Source organism: Wolbachia endosymbiont (group A) of Pogonocherus hispidulus (assembly GCF_964028195.1).
GTDB lineage: Bacteria > Pseudomonadota > Alphaproteobacteria > Rickettsiales > Anaplasmataceae > Wolbachia.
In genome coordinates this window covers 1270807-1289976 of sequence record NZ_OZ034750.1, presented here as the reverse complement: position 1 = coordinate 1289976, position 19170 = coordinate 1270807, and the positions used below count along the sequence as shown (strand labels likewise).

Below are 19170 nucleotides of genomic sequence, written 5' to 3'. Positions count from 1 at the left end.
GTTCGGAACTTTCAGTATAATAAACCAAAGAAGAGAACCTTGCTCTGTTACGGTCCTTATGACCAAGGAATACCACGGTTCCTCTTCTCTGCATGTTCTTAGTATTACCACTTTGTAATATTTATGAACTTGTTTTTAACATATAAGGAGTACCGTGCTGGTGGTATGGATATTCCAGTAAATATTGATATGGGCATGGAAAAGCTTGAAGCAGATTTCACTTTTTCTGAATACGATACAGAGCTCTTTCGGCTATTTGGGTTGATAAATGGGAATTCAGTTTCTTTGACGCTAAGGGGTGGATTACAAGGCAGCGGAAGCAATGATATTGAAGGAGTAATAATCAATTTAAGAGGCATTTTTAAAGAATTTGATTTTGGTAACTGGAAACCTGCTGAAAAAGCCACTCTCAAATGCACTGTAGCTGCTCATTACTATAAACTTACCATAGGTGGCAATGAGCTGATAGAAATCGATGCTGAGAATATGATCCGCAAGATTAATGGTGTTGATCAGATGGCCTTGCTACAAACGGTTTTAGGAATCTAATATAGTTGACAAAATTACATAAAAATGTTAAAATACAGGAAGTTGTAGGTGTATAGTTAATATGGATTCTAAAGCTCATACAAATTCCATAGAGCAGCTAACTGGTTTACTTGTTAGTGTAGCGCAATCTCAAGACAAGTCCGTTTTAAAGTTATTAACTGAATTAATGGAAGAAGAAATTGAAGATATGGAATTGTCTAAGATTGCTGACGAACGCTATAAAGAAAAGAGAGTAAAACATCAAGATGTCTTTTGGGACTAAACCTTACAATATAGACTATTCAGAATCTGTTATAAAGAAAGACATTCCGGCTCTTCCAGTAAAAGTAAAGTCAATGATTAAAAAGGCAATAATGGAGCGTCTAACAGTTGATCCAATTGGACTTGGAAAGCCATTAAAGCACAACTTAAGTGGGCAACGTAGTCTACGTGTAAGTACCTACCGTATACTTTATTACATAGATGCGCCAGAGCATACAGTAGTTATTACTTCAATTGAACACAGAAAAGATTCTTATCAAAGCTAATCCTGTTTATAGCACCATAATCATAACAAAGAAATTAGTTATGTAAAAGCCAAACAGACTTTTATTTAATTAACTTTTAGGGGGAAATATGCAAACAGTACTACTTAATAATCAAATAACAGTTGATGGTATTTCTGTCTCAGAACTTACCGTTAGACGTCCAAAAGTTAGAGATTATCTAGCTATTGAGAGACTTAGTGGTAGTGATCTAAGTAAGGAAGTAACTTTGACTGCCAATTTGACATCAGTTGCAAAAGAAGCAATTGAAGAGTTAGATATTGCTGATTATGTGAAAATTCAAGAGGTATTAAAGGATTTTTTTTCACCGATTATCCAAAAAACTTGAGATTAGAAATACTAGTGCTTGGCTCTATCATAGGTGGTGGAGTTGAGCACATTCTTGATATGGAGATTAGTGAGTTTATTTTATGGAGCAAATTAGCTAGGGAGTTCAAATGTCAGTATTATCGATAAAAATAGGTGCAGTACTTGATGGCAGTTTTAATACTGTAATAAAGGGCAGTAGTAGTCAACTCTCTAATCTTGGTGAGAATATAAGAAAGCTTGATTCATCTTTAAAATCAGTATCAAAGTTTAAGCAATTGGGTAGTGATGTTTTAACTAGCAGGAGATCATGGAAGGGCTTTGAAGATCAAGTAAAATCTTTAGCTAAACAAATGAAAGCGGTAGAGAAACCAAGCAAAACTTTAAAAGCTGAGTTTGATAAAGCTAAATTTTCTGCAACAAAAGCAAAAGAGGCATACTTAAGGAAGAGAGATGCTTTGCATTCATTCAATGAGGAAGTAAGAAAAAGTGGAAGAAATATTAAGTCATTAGTAAGTGATCAATATAAACTTGGTTCTTCTATTGAAGTGCTAAAAGGTAAGTATGGTAAGCTTGGGTCTGCAATACATAGTCACCAAAGTTTTTTAGCAAGCAAAGCACATTTTAAGTCACAAATTATAGAGACTATTGGACTAGGGCTAACGCTTGCAGCGCCAATTAAAGTTGCTGTTGATTTTGAATCGGCTATGGCTGATGTTGCAAAAGTAGTTGAGTTTAACAAAGAAACAAAGGAAGCTGATAAATTTGTTAAGAAGTTAAAAGAGATGTCACGTACTGTACCATTATCTGCTGCAGAATTAGCACAAATAGCTGCAAGCGGTGGTCAACTTGGTATCAAAAAAGAAGATCTTTTCAAATTTACAGAAACGGTGGCAAAAATGTCTACAGCATTTGATATGTCTGCAGAGCAAGCAGGTGATTCCATAGCTAAACTCTCTAACGTTTATGGAATTGATGTTAGTGAAATGGAGCATGTTGGTAATGTAATCAACCACTTATCAGATAACACTGCTGCTAAAGCAAAAGATATGGTTGAAGCTCTAGCAATAGTTGGTGGTACTGCAAAGCAGTTTGGATTAAAGTTTGAACAAACAAGTAGCTTAGTAAATGCTTTTATTAGTTTAGGTAAACAACCAGCAAAAGCTGCAACTGCTATAAATGCACTGCTTAGCAAACTTCAAACTGCTGAAGGTCAAGGAAAAGAATTCAAAGCAGCACTAGAAGAAATGGGCATAACCGCGGAAGAAATGGTACAAAGGATCAGTGAAAGCGGAGAAGAAGCACTACTTCACTTTTTTCAAACTCTAAAGAAAATGGATAATCAGGAACGTTCTACAATCCTTATGAAACTTTTCGGTCAGGAATATCAAGATGATATTGCATTATTAGCTGGAAGTTTTAATAAGTATGAGGATGCAATAAAGTTATTGGCTAATACAGAAAAGTACGGAAGCTCTCTGCAAAAAGAATTCAAAAATCGTGCAGACACTACAGCCAATAAATTAAGACTCCTTCGAAATGCAATAGCTGAAGTTGGTATGAACCTGGGCTCAGTGATGCTGCCTACTTTAAAATCTATAGCTGAATTTTTACAAGAAAAAACTAGATATATAGCAGAGTTTGCAGAAAAATATCCAACTTTAACCACGGCGATCATGGGTACTGTAGCAGCCTTGATAAGTTTAAAAATTGTAGCAGTAGGACTAGGATACGGATTTACATTGCTAGGAAGTACGATTTTTAGTCTGAAAGCAAACCTATTTGGAGTATTTTCATTTTTATCAGCTACAGTTTTTCCTGCAGTAGTAACAGGACTAAGAGCAATAACACTCGCTAACCCTATAGGACTTTTAGTTGCTGGACTTGTTACTGGTGCAGCTCTTGTTATAGATAACTGGCAAAAGGTGAAAGACTTTTTCTCTAGCTTGTGGAAATCACTCATTGAACCTATAGGAAAAGCTTTTTCATGGATAGGGGAAAGTGTATTTTGAAAAGTATTGGAAAATAGCCCACTGAAAGAATTCGAAAAAAGAAAAACTGAAATAAAAGTAGTCCATACTACCCTAAAAAGTAATATTCTCAACAGTGGAAATCCTTTGCTAGGTAACAGTATAATTAAAGAATTTTCCAAGAGAAATAAAAATAGCTTCAGAGTCAAAAGCCTTATTGAGGAGAAAAAGTTTACAGAGAGCGATAAGATATTTGCAGATTTTACAAGGAGTAAGTTTGAAAATAAAGAACAAAATAAAATTCAGAACATCACTAATAATTACACTATCAGCATTAAAGCAGAACCTAACCAAGATGTTCGTAGTCTTGCAGATGAAGTAATAAAAAGGATAAGAGAAAAGTCACGTGATGTTTTATTTGATACGGTAGAGACATTTTATTGATGCTATCTCTTGGTCCGTATAAGTTTGCTCCCACAAGTTTAAAGTATAGCGGAGAAAATCGTTGGAGCACGATTGAGTGTATTGAAAATATGCCACTATTACAAAATATCGGTCAAGGTGTAGAAAATATAGATTTAGAAGGAATGATTTATCTACATAATCTCAACGGGCTAAATCAATTAAAGAGTGTGAAAGAAGCTGAAAAACCACATATTTTAGTAGATAGTTTAGGTAATATTTTAGGACAATTCGTAATTACTAGGTTAGAAGAAAAGCAGATGTATTTTTTACCTAATGGACTACCAAGAAAAGTTGAATTTAGTTTGAGTTTAAAAAGCTATAGATGACTGTATACTATGTGAGTAAAGAAAATGAGATGTTAGATCTGATTTGCTGGAAACATTACGGATTTACTGATGGAGTAGTGGAATTAGTACTAGCAGAGAACTTAGGTTTGGCAGAATACGGAAGCTTTTTGCCTGCAGGATTAAAGATAAAGCTTCCTACTATTAAGAAAATAGTACAAAAGTCAAAATTAAAGGTCTGGGAATAAATGCAGCCAGATTTTATAATAGATAAATGTGAATCAATTAAAGATAGAGTTATATCATTGCGCCTTACAGATGAATCTGGGACAATAGACGATGTAGTTGAAGTGTGTGTTGATTACAGGGATGAAAACATAGATATTCCGAATGAATTAAGTATCGTTTTAGGTTACAAAGAAACTGGAGTAGTACCTATGGGTATATATACGGTTAATGAAATTACGGTGCAGAGTCCACCTAAAACCTTACTAATAAAGGCTCATGCAACAAATTTAAGACTATCATTAAAGGAAAAAGTATCTAAAGAATGGCATCAAATTACTCTAGGTAACTTGGTTAATGAAATAGCAGAAAAACACGGATATGGGTGCAGAGTTGCAGAAGAATTTGAAAATGTGTTGATTCCACATATTAACCAAACAGAAGAAAGTGATATAAGTTTACTAACGAAAATAGCAATAGAACGCGAAGCAATGGCAAAACTAGCTGGCGGATATATACTCTTTATTCCAAAAGGCAAAGCAAAGTCGGCAACTGGAAAAGCTTTAGGAACAACAGCTATTAGACCTCAAGACACAATAAATTGGAAAGTGCACTTTACAGTGAGCAGGTACACCTCGGTAATTGCGAAATGGCATAGCTATGAAAAAGGTGAAACTATGTCAGAAACAGCTGGCACTGGTAGTCCAAGTTATACTATACAAACGCTTTACTCTAATGTAGAATCAGCAATCAGTGCAGCAAATGCTAAGTTAAAACAACTAAAGCGAAATAATGCAGTATTGGATATCACTATGCCTGGTAATCCAGAACTATTTGCAGAGGCGAAACTTAGCTTATTAGAATTTCATCAAGATATAGACGGTGAGTGGATAATTGACAGAGCAGAACATGTGTTAGATAGTTCAGGTTATCGCACTGTGTTATCAGCATCAACGTTAAGAGAAAATAAGTAAAACAAATATTTAATGTTGAAAAAAGTATTAAATATGAATAGAGACTCAAGAAATAAGCTACATTTTTGGTGGTGTATAACAATGATAATATGTGTTGTTATTACCTATTGCTACATGAAGGCAAAAGCTACAGACAATTATAAAACAATATTGCGGATTGCTTCTAAGAACTGTAGCCTAGAAGTAGTAAAATTTTCAGCAAATAATCTATTAGATATTAATACACAGATTCCCGAATTAACAGCATTACATTATGCATCAGGTGCAGGATGTTTGGAAGTTGTTAAATTTCTAATAGAGGAAGGAGCTGATATAAACACAGCAAAATATGAAAAATGGACAGCATTACATGCAGCTTCATACAAAGGTAACTTAGAGATAATTAAACTTTTGTTAGAAAAAGGCGCAAACCCTAACATTAGAGACACAGATGGGAAAAACCCAAGAGATGTAGCTGTACTAAGATCACGGCATAACAAAGATAAACCGTACGATGAAATTATACACTTGCTCTATAATGCTGAAAAGAAACACGAGTCTGAGCGGTAATATTTCGTAACTGGAAACAAGAAGTAGTTGAAAATTTTTTATTACACAATTAGGAGAAACATGCAAAATCAAAAAATTCCAATAGCGGTAATAATAACAATAGTTGTACAGACTGTAGGATTCATATGGTGGCTATCCAAGCTAGACTCAAGGGTACAATTTCACGATAAACTTATTGAATATGGTTTAATGGAAAAGGTACTCGTACTTGAGGAAAGGGTGAAAAATCTTTCTGAAGAGTTGGATGATTTTAAAGCTAGCAACTTAAAATGTGAGTAATCAATTTTCTATTAATGGCGTATAAGGCCTAGATTGCAATTGACGATCTTTCCAATTTTCAACGTATTGCTCAACTAGTGGAGGATCTCCTGTTATGATCAGTAGGTTTTCAGCATTTCTTTGCTGAGCGGCATCTGAAAAGTTAAATGATCCAGTTATGACTTTTTGATTATCAATAATAATTACCTTGCTATGAGCAATAGCAGGTTTAAAGTCAATCCATATCGGGATTTTGTGCTCAAATAATTCGTTAATTACACTATGTTTTGAACTAGTTTGTGATTCATCTAGGATAACCTTAATATCAACACCACGTTCCTTAGCTTCGATTAGCGACTTTGCAATAGATTTAGAAGTAAATGAATATGCTTGAACCAACGCAGACCTTTTAGCATGTTCTACGGAATCAATTATTAGATTGGTGCAATTTTCTCTAGGAGTGAAACATACAGTAGTACTTGGACAAGAAACACACCCTGATAAAAGTGAGCAAGTTAATAGAACTAATAAATATCTAATCATGAAAAAATACATCCTTTCAGTTGACGGCGGAGGCATAAGGGGCATAATACCAGCCATCATTCTAGCAGAAATAGAAAAGAGAGCAAGAAAACCGATAGCTGAAATCTTTGATCTTATGGCAGGTACTTCAACTGGTGGAATTGTTGTAGCAGGGTTATGCAAGAAAGATAATCAAGGAAATCCCCAATATTCAGCCAATGATTTGGTTGAGCTCTATCGGGAATATGGATCATATATTTTCAAATCTTCATTCTTCAGGCGATCAATATTATCTTGGTTTAACTGCGCACAATACCCACATAAAAATATTGAATCTGTATTGGATAAATATTTTGGAGAGGATATTCTAAAAAACACTTTAAGTAATGTGTTGATTACGAGTTACGATATTCAGAATAACTGCCGTGTGTCCAGAAAAGGCGAGTATGTTCAGTGGGAGGTAGACCCACCAGGATAAGAGTCGGAGTCCTGTAGCTAGGGTAGCAATATGGAGGGAAACCAAGATATTGAAGCCTACCGACAACGTTATCGTAAGGATAATGGCGAATTATCAGGTTGTAGCGAAAGCGAACACATAGGTGGCCTCGAAAGTGTGTAAAACTAAAGGCTGAGCTCACGGCAGTTGGGTGAAAGCAACATAGATAGCTGAAATACGAATGATACAGCATATCTACTTTAGCGGGGTGGTAGTGATGACATGATAATAAGGGAATACGAGGCAACTGGAGAAGCCCTCCTCATCCCAAGGAGAAATACCTTGGAGTGGTAGGTTCTATAACTGGAAACAGGAAATGAACTGAAGATGAAAGGGTGGCGGATGGGTGTGTAGTAGTGACGAAGTGAGGTAACGCTCATGGAGCAAAGGCACCCTACTAGTAGGAATCTTTTAACAAAAGGGAGGTAAAGGTAAAAATGATAAAAATGCCAATTAAATTACAAGACCTGAGAAGGAAGATATATACCAAAGCGAAGGCAAAACCGGAATGGCGATTCTGGGGAATCTATGTTCACGTATGTAAGATGGAGACGCTAGAAGAAGCATATAAGCTGACAAAGAAGAGTAATGGGGCACCAGGAATTGATAAGGTGACGTTCGAATCGATAGAAGCAGAAGGCTTAGAGAAGCATCTTCAACAAATCAGACGTGAACTAATAACCAAGACCTATAACCCAAATAGGAACCGGAGAAAGGAAATACCAAAAGCTGGAGGAAAACTCAGAGCGTTGAACATACCCTGCATTCGGGATAGAATAGTGCAAAGCGCACTAAAGCTAATAATTGAACCAATATTCGAATCTGACTTTCAGGACGGATCATATGGATATAGACCTAAGAGAAAAGCGCATGAAGCAATAAGCAGGGTAGCGAAAGCAGCAATCAAAGGCAATACAAAAGTTATTGACGTAGACCTAAAGTCCTACTTTGATAATGTGCGACATCATATTCTTATGGAAAAGATTTCCAAAAGGGTAAACGATAAAGAAATCATGCACTTGATTAAGCTAATCCTCAAAGTAGGAGGGAAACGAGGAATAGCACAAGGATCACCACTTTCACCACTACTAAGCAATATATACCTCAATGAGGTGGATAAAATGCTAGAGAAGGCAAAAGAGGTGACTAAAGAAGGAAAATATCAACATATAGAATACGCTAGATGGGCAGACGATCTAATGATACTGATAGATGGACACCAGAAATGGGAATGGCTTGAAAAATCAGTGCACAAAAGGTTACAAGAAGAATTAGCAAAAATAGAAGTAGAAGTAAACGAAGAAAAGACAAAAGTGATTAATCTTAAAGAAAAAGGGACATTCAGCTTCCTAGGATTTGATTTTCAACAGAACATCACAAAACAAGGAAAGTGGAATGTGAGGATAACACCCAAGATGAAAGCACGAACAAACCTACTTCAAAAATTGAAGGAAGTATTCCGCTGTTATAAATCGCAACCAATAGGAAAAGTGATTCATATCATTAATCCGATATTGAGAGGGTGGACAAACTACTTTAGGATTGGAAACACAAATCGAAGCTTTAGTTACGTCAAACATTGGGTAGAGAAGAAAATAAGACGCAATCTAATGAGAGCCAGAAAAGCAAAGAAAGGATTTGGCTGGAAGAGATGGAGTAGTGAATGGATATATAAAACTCTAGATCTTTATTCAGACTATAGAATAAGGTATTACATTCAGAAAGCCTTACCAGCACAATATGTTATAAATTTTGGTAAAGAAACTACTAGGAAAGCGTAGTGCGGGAAAATCGCATGCTGCGTTTGATGAGGCGGGAGCTGGAAACGTGAATATGGGAATTTTGGATTGAGGCCCAACATGAAAATAATGGATCAGCCACCAAACCCTAAAGAGGCGCGCCAGTTCTCGACCCTACCATTTTTCTTTAAAAGCTGGAAAGAAGGTAATATTAAGCTGAAAGATGCACTCAGATCTGCAACGGCTGCACCTACTTACTTTACACCTAAATATCTTAAAATCAACCACAAGGAAATGGTATTAGTGGATGGAGGGGTTTTTGCAAATAATCCAGCGGCTTGTGCTTATGCTAGTGGTAAAAGGTTATTTCCAAATGATGATATTCTACTGTTATCGGTAGGTACTGGCAGAACAGATAGAAGCATAGAGTATGCCAATTCAAAGAGATTTGGAAAAATAGGCTGGATAAAACCACTAATACATGTGATGTTTTCTTCAAGTTTAGATGCAGTAAACTATCAACTTAATCAAGTTATAGCTGATAAATATATACGTATACAATCGCAATTAAAAATAGCATCACCTGACATGGATAATATTACATCAAAAAATATCAAATCTCTTCAGCAAGAGGCAAATGCAATGATAGAGGACAATCAGAAAGCGATAGAGAAATTCTGTGATGTTATATCTTGATACGTCAAATTCTGAAGAGCTAAACAAGTTTTTAGAATAGATATATTAAACACATAACTATTTTTACTTATATCTTAATATATTGTTTAACACAATTCAATTTTCACACTCATCAGCAGTTAGGCCACTTGCTCGCACAATAATATCAATAGCAACACCTTCCTTAACTAGATCTTTTGCAATCTTGATTTTCTCTGCTTTTTTAACCTTTTCTTTACCAGTTTGCATTCCTTCAGATAAAGATCTAGCTACCGTATCCAGTAATTCTTGATCCTCAATTTTTTCGCATTTACCTATAAACCTAAAAACTGGCTCATTTTCATATTCTGTTAGTCCAAGAGCTTTAATGTTAACTGATAATGTCTTTGCTATCTTATATAATATTTCAATTGGAATGTCTGTATATCCTCGTTCATAGTCGTGTATTTCTTTAGGTGTTGAACCGATTTTATTTGCCAAGTCCTCCTGAGTGTATTCCCGTATTAATCTCTGCTCTTTTATCCTTTTTCCCACTTTGTAGAGTATAGAATCAGTACAAATTTCTTTCTCTATATCATCATATTCATAAGTAGATAAGCGAGTCACTTGGGAAATAATATCAACTGAAACTCCTTCTTTCACTAGATTCTTTGCTACTTCTATTTTCGCTTCTTCTTGGCTAATTTTCTCGCTAATATATACAAACCTTACTAATGGATACAGCTTCTTGCGTAATTCCTGATCCTTAATTTCTCTATGTATTTTTGTTAGATAGACTATTTCTTTATCCTCATCTTCGTACCAACCGTTTTCTCTTAGTACTGTTGGTCCTGGAAGTAGATCTACAACATTGACTGACAATGCTCCTGCTATTATATACGATTCTTTGATTGTAATAGCCTTGCACCCTAGTTCAAAGTTATGTATTTCCTTATGTGTTAAACCAATTTTGCTTGCTAATTTTGCCTGAGTATACCCTTGTATTATCCTACAACCTTCTATTTTTTTCCCTAGCTCGTAGCTTACTGAGCCAATATGCTCTGAATTATCATAGATAAATCCTCTAAAAGCTGTTTTTCCTACAGAAGCAAACATATATTTTATCACAAAAAAATCCACTATTGGCTAAGTTTTTATGAAATCACAAAAATTTCTCAATCATATAATTTGATAAGCCTGTCGTTTGCAAGATAATATCAACAGAAATTCCTTCTTTCACTAAATTCCTTGCAACTTCAATCTTCTTTTCCTCTCTGACCTTTTCTCTACAAACATGTATACCTTCAAATAAAGACTTGATTAGCATATCGCGTAATTCCCGACTCTCAATCTTTTTGTATTCTTCTATCAAGTTTGATAGCTTTTCTTCCGCTTCACTATCCTCATCTGATTCGGGAAGTAGATCTATGATACTGATTGATAATACCTTTGCTATTTCATCTAACATTTCAAGTGAGACAGCAGCTCTCCCTTGTTCATACTCGTATATTCCTTGATTTGTTATGCCAACTTTATTCGCTAAATCTTTTTGTGTATATCCTCGTATCAATCTCCACTCTTTTATCCTTTGCCCTACTTTGTATGGAACCGGAATTTTGTTCTCCTCATACTCACCAATAGATAAGTTAGTTGTTCGAGAGATAACATGAGCAGAAACTCCTACTTTCATCAAACCCCTTGCTACTTCTATTTTTACCGCTTTTCCACTTCTTTCCTCGCTCAAACGGATAAATTTGGTTAATAAATAAAATATCTCACGTAATTCTTTATCCTTATATCCCTTTACTAAACTTAATATTTCTTCCTCTTCAAAATATCTTTTTTCATTTGGTAGTGTCTCTCCACAAACTAGACCTTTAACATTCACTGATAATGCTTCTGCTATGGCATATAACTTCTTAATTGGAATTTTACGGTTCCCTTTCTCATATTGCAGTATTATCCAGTACTTTACACCAATTTTCTCAGCTAAACCCTTCTGAGTATAACCTCGCCCTAACCTCCAACTTTTTACTTTTTGTCCTACTTCATAATCTAGACTTTTTTCCACGCAAAAAACCATATATATAATATTTTCTACTATAGCTCAAAGGCTCCAGTAAACTCTGGAACCTTAAAATAAATGAATTAAAGTTCCCTAAAGGTTTCTTTACTACCTCCACATACCCTATTTACCCATGAAGACAATACTTCATCATTGCTAATCTCTTTTATAGCATACTTTTCACTCCATATGCCACATCTAGTGAAATTACCTTTCTCTACTGCTTCTTGAAGTTTCACTCCCCCAAAAAGGCAGTTTTTTCCTATTTCTTCGCCTCTTTTTTGTAACTCAGCCCACATTTCCTTATCCGCTACTTTTACTTGTACCTGACTGCAGTTTTTTACGTCCTGGTACAATACAATATTTAGCTTACCAATGCTTGTAGGAAATTCTAATATAATAGAGCTTCCATCTGACATATCGATATAGTTTCTTATACCTCCCTTCTCACTTTTAACCTCAACTGCATCATTGCCAATTTTTAAAATATTACTTCCTAATTCTCTGTTTGCTTCCAGTATTTTGGCTACCTCTACCTTGCTATCCCCAGAAAATTCTATATACGATGTTGTATTATCTATCTCAACATCTATTAATTCTCCTTCTTGCACAGCACTTTCGCCAGCTTTCTCTAGTTCTTCTAGTCTCTCATCTATCTGTGGCTGAACTTCTGGTTGTAGCTCATTATAGATTTCACCTATCAGTTTATTCTGCAATAAAGTATCATGAAACTCTGCACCACTTAGCATTAGCTTACGCATTATCTTTTTTCGATCACTTTTTTCTAATCTGTGAAAATGTGTACCTAATACTACATATTCTGCAAAGCTCCATTCTCCATCATTACATGCATTTAGCCTTCCTCCAGAAGCTAGTACTTTGTCTATAACTTTGTGCAATTCATTTACATTCTTTGCCTCTACCACTTCACTTTTTAACCAGCTCAAAGTTTCTGCGCTTGGCTTTATTTTTTGCAAAGATGAAGAAAATGGATTTTGATAATCTGCTTGATCGCTTACAGGTTTTGTGCCATATATATAATCAAGCCCTTTTCCGTAGTTGATTTTGTTTTCGCGAACGTCTCTGCTAGGAAAAGGCACCTCTCCAAGCTTTTTAGCCTTATTAGTTTTGCTTACAAAGGTGGACTGCTCTTTAGTACGACCTATTCCTACAATAGCATTTAACACCTCACCTTTTGATAATCTATCAAGATCAATGTTTAACTCGTAAGTACCTCCTTCTTGATCATCAAAAGGTACAATTATTTTATTAACCATATTAGCCTCCGCTATTCAATATACTTTACTAAGTCTACAACCGACTTTATTACTTTATTATTAATTCAATATATACTTTCTCATTAATTATAGAGAATTATTAATGTGCTTGCAAATACTTTTTCATTCAAGTAGTTAAACAACTCATGAAAATCTTCAAACATCTGCTTTATAACAGTCCTTGCTCTTTAAAGCTAAAATACTCAACACTTGTGATGATAATGTGATCCAGTAACCTAATCCCTATAGTCTGACAAGCTTTAGCCAAGTCTTTAGTTACAGCTTCATCCTCATCAGATGGCTTTAACCTTCCTTCTGGGTGGTTATGCGATTATACATATTGATACTCCTATAAAAAATTTGGGTTGTTGAGTTTACCATTTTTAAAATCCATAAGGGTTCTAACAGTTTCTGGTCTATCTTCAAATAAATACTTGCCTCTGGTTTTGCTATAGTCTTTTTGTATTTTTATTTTATCTCTCCTTATTCTATCGTAAAGCCACTGCCTGGAAACTTCAAGGATTTTTGCAACTTGTGAAATAGTAAGGTAGCCAGGCACTTTAATGGGGTGTGATTGCTCCTTTTTTCGCATAATATTATTTTTTAACCGAATATTTTTTACTGTATTTTCTAAAACAATATTCTTTGATTGTGAGGGAGAACGATACCCTTGTGTTTCTAAGTACTTGGCAATTTCTATATCCGTTTTACCCTCTTTACTTGACTTTATTATCGATTGCTCCATTTCTGTTGCAGTAGTCAATGCACGAAAGGAGCTTACTGGAATAGGAGCATGGAAAGTGGTAGTTTCTCTACCATGCCATACAATACGTATCTGCAAGCAATCACGCATGATTCGGTGTGCTACTACCTTATCAATCAGACAACGAACAAAAGATTTTCTTTGCTGACGTGACAGAACTGACTTATGCCAAATTTCTGGTAGTTTCTTACCTACATCTAAAAATATTGTTTTCAGTTCCTCGGATAATTGAGGAGTAGGTTTACTTGGATACTGACGTTCAAATGTAATTTCCGCTTGCTTGAGTTCATTCAATGCCTGTTCCCAACGTCTTTCAAGTTCTGCAGCTACAAGACGATTGTCAGGATCAACTTGATTAAATTGTCGTTCTGCCAATCTTACTTGGTATCTTAAGCGTTCTAATTGTTGTAAATGAGCTTTATTAATTTCTTGTTCAGATTGTAGCTGCGAGTTAATAGCCTTAGTATAAGCATCTAGCTCAATTTGACTAAGTGCTGCAAAAAATTTAGGAATTACTTCATTATCAATAATATCAGCAGGTAAAAACTGACATGAAGGGGAAAGATCACGTTGATGTTGGTAACTGCATTTATAATGATTTCCTCCTTTATACTGTACTATCATTTTGTGTCCACATTCTCCACAATAGATTATTCCATGTAATAATGCTGCACCTGGTCTAGCTATTCCACGTGTTCTACAGCGACGGTAATCCGCATGATTATCTTTAAGTATGATCTGAATCTTTGTAAAGGTTTCCCAATCTATGTAAGCTGGGTATTTATCTTTAATTAGAACTTTCCATTCTTCCATTGGTAGTCTTTTTGTTGTTTTATTAGCAGAAGATAGTTTGTGACGCGTAGTACAAGAACGACCATAAGCAAATGCTCCAGCATAAGCAGGGTTTTTGAGCATTGAGATAATTGCGTCAAAAGTTGGTTTTTTCCAATGCACTTCTTTAAAATTGTCATACCTAGGAATGGTAAGTTGGTTATTGTTAAAATACCTTACAACTTGTGCTGCTGTTCGTTTTTCTAGAAAAGTGTCAAAAACAAGCTTAATATGCTGCTGAACTTCAAGGTTAGGATCCTTACTCACGGAATCATCAATGTTACGAACGAAACCCACTGGAAGAGATAAGGCTAAATCTCCTCTGGTTGCCTTATTTACTAGTCCAGCATTTAGTCTGGCTCTTATAGTAGATAACTCCATTTCAGCAAGCTGTCCTTTCAGACCAAGTAACAACCGACCATTAATAGTACCAGGGTCATACACACCATCCCGATCAGCTATCAAACACTGTTTATAGCCACATATATCCAATAACGGATACCAATCAGAACAATTACGTGACAAACGAGTCACATCGTAGGATAGGATAATCCCTACCTTTGATAAAGTGACTTTAGCGAGAATCTCTTTATACCCTTCACGCTTTTCAGCACTAGCACCTGTTAAGCCGAGATCATTATCAATAACAACAATATTATCAGCTTTCCACCCAAGATCAATAGCTCTTTGTTTCAGCGCATACTGTAACTCCAAACTTTCTTGATTGCTCAGTGCTTGATGAGGTGTTGATTGTCTTATGTAAATTATCGCTTCGCGTGTTAAATGTTGTGCTGTAATTAGCTCTGATGTATTCATGGATGACCTCTTTGGACACTAATAATATGTTTTCTAAAATTTCTGATTTGAGACATTGCGGCATTTTTTTCCACACTCTATTTGGTTTACATGGCATAATTTATACTCCTTTGCTAAAGAAACAAATTCGTATAATGAATCCCATGTTAATTTACTTGTGAGAAAATCTTGCTTACTGGCTAAGTTGGTAGCAAGAAACGGGATACGCAGAATTATGTTATTACGATGAATAACAAATACATTACTACTACAATGGGCTCTTGAACTGATAAAGGATATAGGAAAAGTTCTGCCAAATAGCGGATGAGTTGGATCTGTAACTGTAATCTCTTTTTGGTTGTTGAATGGGGTATTAAGGTGGTTGATCGTGTGCTAATATTATCGATGCTGCCTCCATTGATAATGCCTTTTTTACCACTTTCCTTTCAGATAGGTGCACCTCATCTATTGTACCAAAATACACTTCGTCTCTTATCAAACGGTACTGTGTATCCAAATATATTATCTGGACAGCTTCTTTTGCTGAAAAGCCTATACTTACCCTTACATATTCTATGAGCTTTTCTTGGCTATCCATTGCAGGGCCTCTCTTTAACCCTTCTCTTAGTGCCCTCTTGTAAGCTTCTTTAACACATTCAATTGCTGCGGCTGCATGTTCAGTCATTCCGTCTATCATTTTCAGGTCATCGATTTCTCGCCCTAAAATTTCTCCTATTCCTGGGCAATTATCCATTAAAGTTTTAGTCACATCTTGTGCTTGCTTTCTGTCATGAACTGCTCCTAGAAGCACTGCCACTATTTCGCGATCAAATAGAGCACTTCCTCCTCCGCTTTGTAGTACTCTCTCTATTTCTTCTGTAAGTTTTTCACTATTATTCATAAAATATACTCCTCGTTAATAACAAATTGTTTTTAATTGTTTACTGCTACTTTTTTAGCAGTCTTGGCATAAAGCCATAGCTTCCGAGTGAAGTCAAATCAATTTTTCAATCTTTTTTACTTATTTTTTCATCAAAAAATTAAGATATTAACAGATGCTTGTTTATCTAATTGAAAATTAACCCTTTATGTAAAAGAAGTTGTTACTATTTTAGAAATAACATCAGTAGAAAAACCTAACTTGAGTAAATTATTTGCAACTTTCATTCCCTCTATTTTATCAATCTTCTCTTTGTAAATTTGCTTTCTTTGCAATAAAAATTCTACCCATATATTCAGTTCATCTAGTGATTCTTGATTGTCAATTTTTCTATATTCTCTTGCCCAACTTAATAATTCATTTTCTGTTTCACCATCTTCGCAATCATTTTCTTTGTATTCCTTTATCAGATCTTCAACATCTACTGATAGTTCTTTTGCTATTTCCCATAACCTTTCACTTAAAAGAGTCTTGTTCATAATGATGTACCTGCGAGGGTCCTACATCTAGCTTTTTTGCTAATTCTTCTTGAGTATATCCTCTTCCACTTTTTTATCTCTTGTCCTCCGTTTTGGCTTGTACAACCGATACTCTCTCTATCAGCATATTCTTCAATTGATAAGCCCGTTGCTCGATAGATAATCTCAGTATCAAACCCCGCCTTAACTAGATTCTTTGCAATTCTTATTCTTGCTGCTTTTATATTACTTTCTTCTTCAGCTCGAACAGATTTGGCTAATGCATAAATTGCTTTGTGTCCTCCTGTTTTTTCTATGAAATTATACATTTCCTCAATCTTAGCTTTGTCGAAACAACTACTTTCTTTTAGTACTTTTCGTCTTGGAAAGAGATTTCTAACATTAATTGATAACGCCTCTGCTAGGATTTTTAACTTTTCAGTTGGAATGCCACATGTTCCTTGCTCGTATCTTATCAGTGTATGATAGTTTATGCCTGCCTTGTCTGCTAAGTTTTTCAGAGTATATTTTTGTTTTAACCTCCAGCTCCTTACTTTTTGTGCTATCTGGTACCTTATCGAGATGTTTGTCATAAATATTATACAGGTTAACATAAATCAACTACGTTTAATTGTTGAACATTTCTTCAGAATTGTGTATAATTATTAATGCTTTTTGTGTGCCGTAGAGACACAAGGAATGTTCAGGAAAGAGCAAACTAAGTGCGAAAGCTGTACAATAGATGAGGGTGGACCCCTCGGAGCCGGTTTACAAGAGCAGGCTTCAAACAACCATAAGCTGCTTTGGTAAAGAGCCAAGGTAGTGAGCGTTATGGAAAAGGCGTAATTATGCGTCATGTGTGAAATAGAGAGATGAATGCAAGTGAACCACTGATTACACGTCGAAAGGTAATGCGATGATGTCAAAACCAGGGGAGAAAAAGTAACTTGGGATAAGCCTATCGGGAACTTGTCTACTGGGTAGGTGGCATCCGGCATATAGGTGGCATGAACCTATTTCAGGCTATTGTGTGGAACTACGGGAACCTGTCGTTTCGATGATAAGGGAGAAGTCCAAGGAGCTGAACTCTAAGGAAGAGAGTACTGATGCGAAAAACAGGGGCGGATTAGCTCGTAGTAGTGAAGAAGTTTTTGTAATGGAAATGGAGCGAAGGGGCTGAGTTATTTAGTTTTAATTATTTATCAACCGAAAGGGAAGAGTTAATGAATAAAACAAAATCTTTTGACATACCAAAGCAACTGATTTGGAAAGCTTATAAACAAGTATCCAAAAACAGAGGTGCGGCAGGTGTAGATGAGGTCTCGGTAACAAAGTTTGAAGAAAATCTAAAAGATAATCTATACAAACTGTGGAATCGGATGTCATCCGGAAGTTATTTTCCAGAAGCAGTAAAAGCTGTTGCGATACCAAAAGATACAGGAGGACAAAGAACTTTATGTGTTCCTTCAGTATTCGACAGGATAGGGCAAACAGCAGCTACTATGTATCTCGAACCGTTAATAGAGCCGGAATTTCACGAAGATTCATATGGTTATAGACCAAACAAGTCTGCACTGGATGCGGTAAGTACAGCGTGTAAGAGATGTTGGAGAAGTGATTGGACGATAGATCTTGATATTTCTGGATTTTTCGACAATCTGGATCATGTGTTAGCATTGCAAACTATCAAGAAGCATACAGATTGCAAGTGGGTCATACTGTACGTGGAAAGGTGGATGAAAGCCCCGATTCAACTAGCAGATGGCAGTAAGGTAGTTAGGAATAAGGGAGTTCCACAAGGAGGTTCTGTAAGCCCAATCATTTCTAACATATTTATGCATCATGCATTTGATATGTGGATGAGGCAAAACTACCCAACAATACCATTTGAGAGATATGTAGATGATGCAATGGTGCACTGTAAAACCCAGAAACAGGCAAAATTCATAAAAGACAAGATCGAAGAAAGATTGGCTGAGTTTAAGCTAAAATTACATCCTGAAAAGACACAAATAGTGTACTGTAAGGATGACAATAGGAGAGATGAGTTTCCAATACAGAGCTTTGACTTTCTGGGTTACACGTTCAGACCTAGACTGGCAAAGAACAATAAAATAGGAAACTATTTTGTCTCATTTCTACCTGCAATTAGCAACAAAGCCAAGAAGAAGATCAACCAAACCATAAGGTCATGGAAAATACGTAGGCAAACATATACAACACTAGAGAAAATATCAAAGAAAATAAATCCTATAGTCCGAGGCTGGTATCAGTACTATGGCAGGTTTTATAAATCAGAGATGTATCCATCTCTCAGAAATGTAGAGTGGCACCTAGTAGGATGGGTCAGAGCCAAATATAAGAAACTTCGAAATCATGGAAGACTAGCAAAGCAATTTCTAGCAAAAGTGAGAAAGAGGTCTCCAAATATTTTCTATCACTGGACACTAGGATTGGGATCAAAAGGCTGAATAACGGGAGCTGTATAAATCGAGAGGTTTACGT

Annotated in this window: 18 protein-coding genes and 7 pseudogenes; 15 read left to right on the top strand and 10 right to left on the bottom strand. The window is 35.7% G+C overall.

Annotated features, from left to right (window positions below):
• Positions 1–144: 144 nt before the first annotated feature.
• The 10 genes and pseudogenes from ABWU58_RS06290 to ABWU58_RS06245 form a co-directional block, all read left to right on the top strand.
• A pseudogene (locus ABWU58_RS06290) lies at positions 145–549 on the top strand (phage major tail tube protein); the annotation flags it as partial.
• A gap of 61 nt (positions 550–610) precedes the next feature.
• Positions 611–811 (top strand): hypothetical protein, encoded by a 201-nt coding sequence (locus ABWU58_RS06285; protein ID WP_182319452.1) that lies wholly within the window; start codon positions 611–613, stop codon positions 809–811.
• Positions 795–1076, top strand: a complete 282-nt coding sequence (locus ABWU58_RS06280) for a type II toxin-antitoxin system RelE family toxin (RefSeq protein ID WP_353282924.1) — start codon at positions 795–797, stop codon at positions 1074–1076. Before ABWU58_RS06285 ends, ABWU58_RS06280 begins: the two co-directional genes overlap by 17 nt.
• 88 nt (positions 1077–1164) lie before the next feature.
• The gene (locus ABWU58_RS06275; protein ID WP_353282923.1) at positions 1165–1422 is read left to right on the top strand and encodes a phage tail assembly protein; all 258 of its coding nucleotides are present in this window, start codon (positions 1165–1167) and stop codon (positions 1420–1422) included.
• A 109-nt stretch (positions 1423–1531) separates the two neighbouring features.
• Positions 1532–3814, top strand: a pseudogene (locus ABWU58_RS06270) (phage tail tape measure protein).
• Entirely contained in the window at positions 3814–4161 is a 348-nt protein-coding gene (locus ABWU58_RS06265) for a phage tail protein (protein WP_353283732.1), read from the top strand. Before ABWU58_RS06270 ends, ABWU58_RS06265 begins: the two are co-directional and overlap by 1 nt.
• Complete coding sequence (locus tag ABWU58_RS06260) at positions 4158–4367, top strand: tail protein X (protein WP_006015620.1); 210 nt, start codon at positions 4158–4160, stop codon at positions 4365–4367. Before ABWU58_RS06265 ends, ABWU58_RS06260 begins: the two co-directional genes overlap by 4 nt.
• Entirely contained in the window at positions 4368–5318 is a 951-nt protein-coding gene (locus ABWU58_RS06255) for a phage tail protein (RefSeq protein ID WP_353282922.1), read from the top strand. It begins immediately after the preceding gene.
• A 33-nt stretch (positions 5319–5351) separates the two neighbouring features.
• Positions 5352–5867 carry an ankyrin repeat domain-containing protein gene (locus ABWU58_RS06250; RefSeq protein WP_353282921.1) on the top strand — a complete coding sequence of 172 codons (516 nt, stop codon included), beginning with the start codon at positions 5352–5354 and terminating at the stop codon, positions 5865–5867.
• 60 nt (positions 5868–5927) lie between these two features.
• Positions 5928–6146 (top strand): hypothetical protein, encoded by a 219-nt coding sequence (locus ABWU58_RS06245; protein ID WP_353282920.1) that lies wholly within the window; start codon positions 5928–5930, stop codon positions 6144–6146.
• On the opposite strand, the gene ABWU58_RS06240 is transcribed toward ABWU58_RS06245, so the two are convergent.
• Entirely contained in the window at positions 6147–6668 is a 522-nt protein-coding gene (locus ABWU58_RS06240; protein ID WP_264686998.1) for a phospholipase D family protein, read from the bottom strand.
• Here ABWU58_RS06240 and ABWU58_RS06235 point away from each other — a divergent pair.
• From ABWU58_RS06235 to ABWU58_RS06225, 3 genes and pseudogenes are all read left to right on the top strand, one after another.
• Positions 6667–7071 (top strand): annotated as a pseudogene (locus ABWU58_RS06235) (patatin-like phospholipase family protein); the annotation flags it as partial. The gene ABWU58_RS06240 and the pseudogene ABWU58_RS06235 overlap by 2 nt on opposite strands.
• Before the next feature lie 509 nt (positions 7072–7580).
• Positions 7581–8924 (top strand): group II intron reverse transcriptase/maturase, encoded by a 1344-nt coding sequence (ltrA, locus tag ABWU58_RS06230; protein WP_253308914.1) that lies wholly within the window; start codon positions 7581–7583, stop codon positions 8922–8924.
• A gap of 138 nt (positions 8925–9062) precedes the next feature.
• Positions 9063–9578: pseudogene (locus ABWU58_RS06225) on the top strand (patatin); the annotation flags it as partial.
• A 96-nt stretch (positions 9579–9674) separates the two neighbouring features.
• Here ABWU58_RS06225 and ABWU58_RS06220 read toward each other — a convergent pair.
• The 9 genes and pseudogenes from ABWU58_RS06220 to ABWU58_RS06180 form a co-directional block, all read right to left on the bottom strand.
• Positions 9675–10652: a helix-turn-helix transcriptional regulator gene (locus ABWU58_RS06220; RefSeq protein ID WP_353282919.1), complete on the bottom strand. Its 978-nt coding sequence runs from the start codon at positions 10650–10652 to the stop codon at positions 9675–9677.
• A gap of 46 nt (positions 10653–10698) precedes the next feature.
• On the bottom strand, positions 10699–11619 hold the full coding sequence (locus tag ABWU58_RS06215; protein ID WP_353282918.1) for a helix-turn-helix domain-containing protein: 921 nt from the start codon (positions 11617–11619) through the stop codon (positions 10699–10701).
• A gap of 65 nt (positions 11620–11684) precedes the next feature.
• On the bottom strand, positions 11685–12878 hold the full coding sequence (locus ABWU58_RS06210; protein ID WP_353282917.1) for a hypothetical protein: 1194 nt from the start codon (positions 12876–12878) through the stop codon (positions 11685–11687).
• Positions 12879–13047: 169 nt separating this feature from the next.
• Positions 13048–13209: pseudogene (locus tag ABWU58_RS06205) on the bottom strand (JAB domain-containing protein); the annotation flags it as partial.
• Positions 13210–13227: 18 nt separating this feature from the next.
• Positions 13228–15288, bottom strand: a complete 2061-nt coding sequence (locus tag ABWU58_RS06200; RefSeq protein WP_309165575.1) for a recombinase family protein — start codon at positions 15286–15288, stop codon at positions 13228–13230.
• Between the two features lie 352 nt (positions 15289–15640).
• Entirely contained in the window at positions 15641–16168 is a 528-nt protein-coding gene (locus ABWU58_RS06195) for a JAB domain-containing protein (protein ID WP_353282916.1), read from the bottom strand.
• Positions 16169–16353: 185 nt separating this feature from the next.
• Positions 16354–16686, bottom strand: a complete 333-nt coding sequence (locus tag ABWU58_RS06190) for a transcriptional regulator (protein ID WP_341817122.1) — start codon at positions 16684–16686, stop codon at positions 16354–16356.
• Positions 16664–16717 (bottom strand): annotated as a pseudogene (locus tag ABWU58_RS06185) (hypothetical protein); the annotation flags it as partial. The gene ABWU58_RS06190 and the pseudogene ABWU58_RS06185, both read right to left, overlap by 23 nt.
• 409 nt (positions 16718–17126) lie before the next feature.
• Positions 17127–17258 (bottom strand): annotated as a pseudogene (locus tag ABWU58_RS06180) (XRE family transcriptional regulator); the annotation flags it as partial.
• Between the two features lie 437 nt (positions 17259–17695).
• Between ABWU58_RS06180 and ABWU58_RS06175 the strand changes: the two are divergent.
• A complete protein-coding gene (locus tag ABWU58_RS06175; protein ID WP_353282915.1) occupies positions 17696–17845 on the top strand; it encodes a hypothetical protein in 150 nt (49 codons plus the stop codon).
• 43 nt (positions 17846–17888) lie between these two features.
• Positions 17889–19136 carry a group II intron reverse transcriptase/maturase gene (gene ltrA, locus ABWU58_RS06170; protein WP_353282914.1) on the top strand — a complete coding sequence of 416 codons (1248 nt, stop codon included), beginning with the start codon at positions 17889–17891 and terminating at the stop codon, positions 19134–19136.
• Positions 19137–19170: the final 34 nt, after the last annotated feature.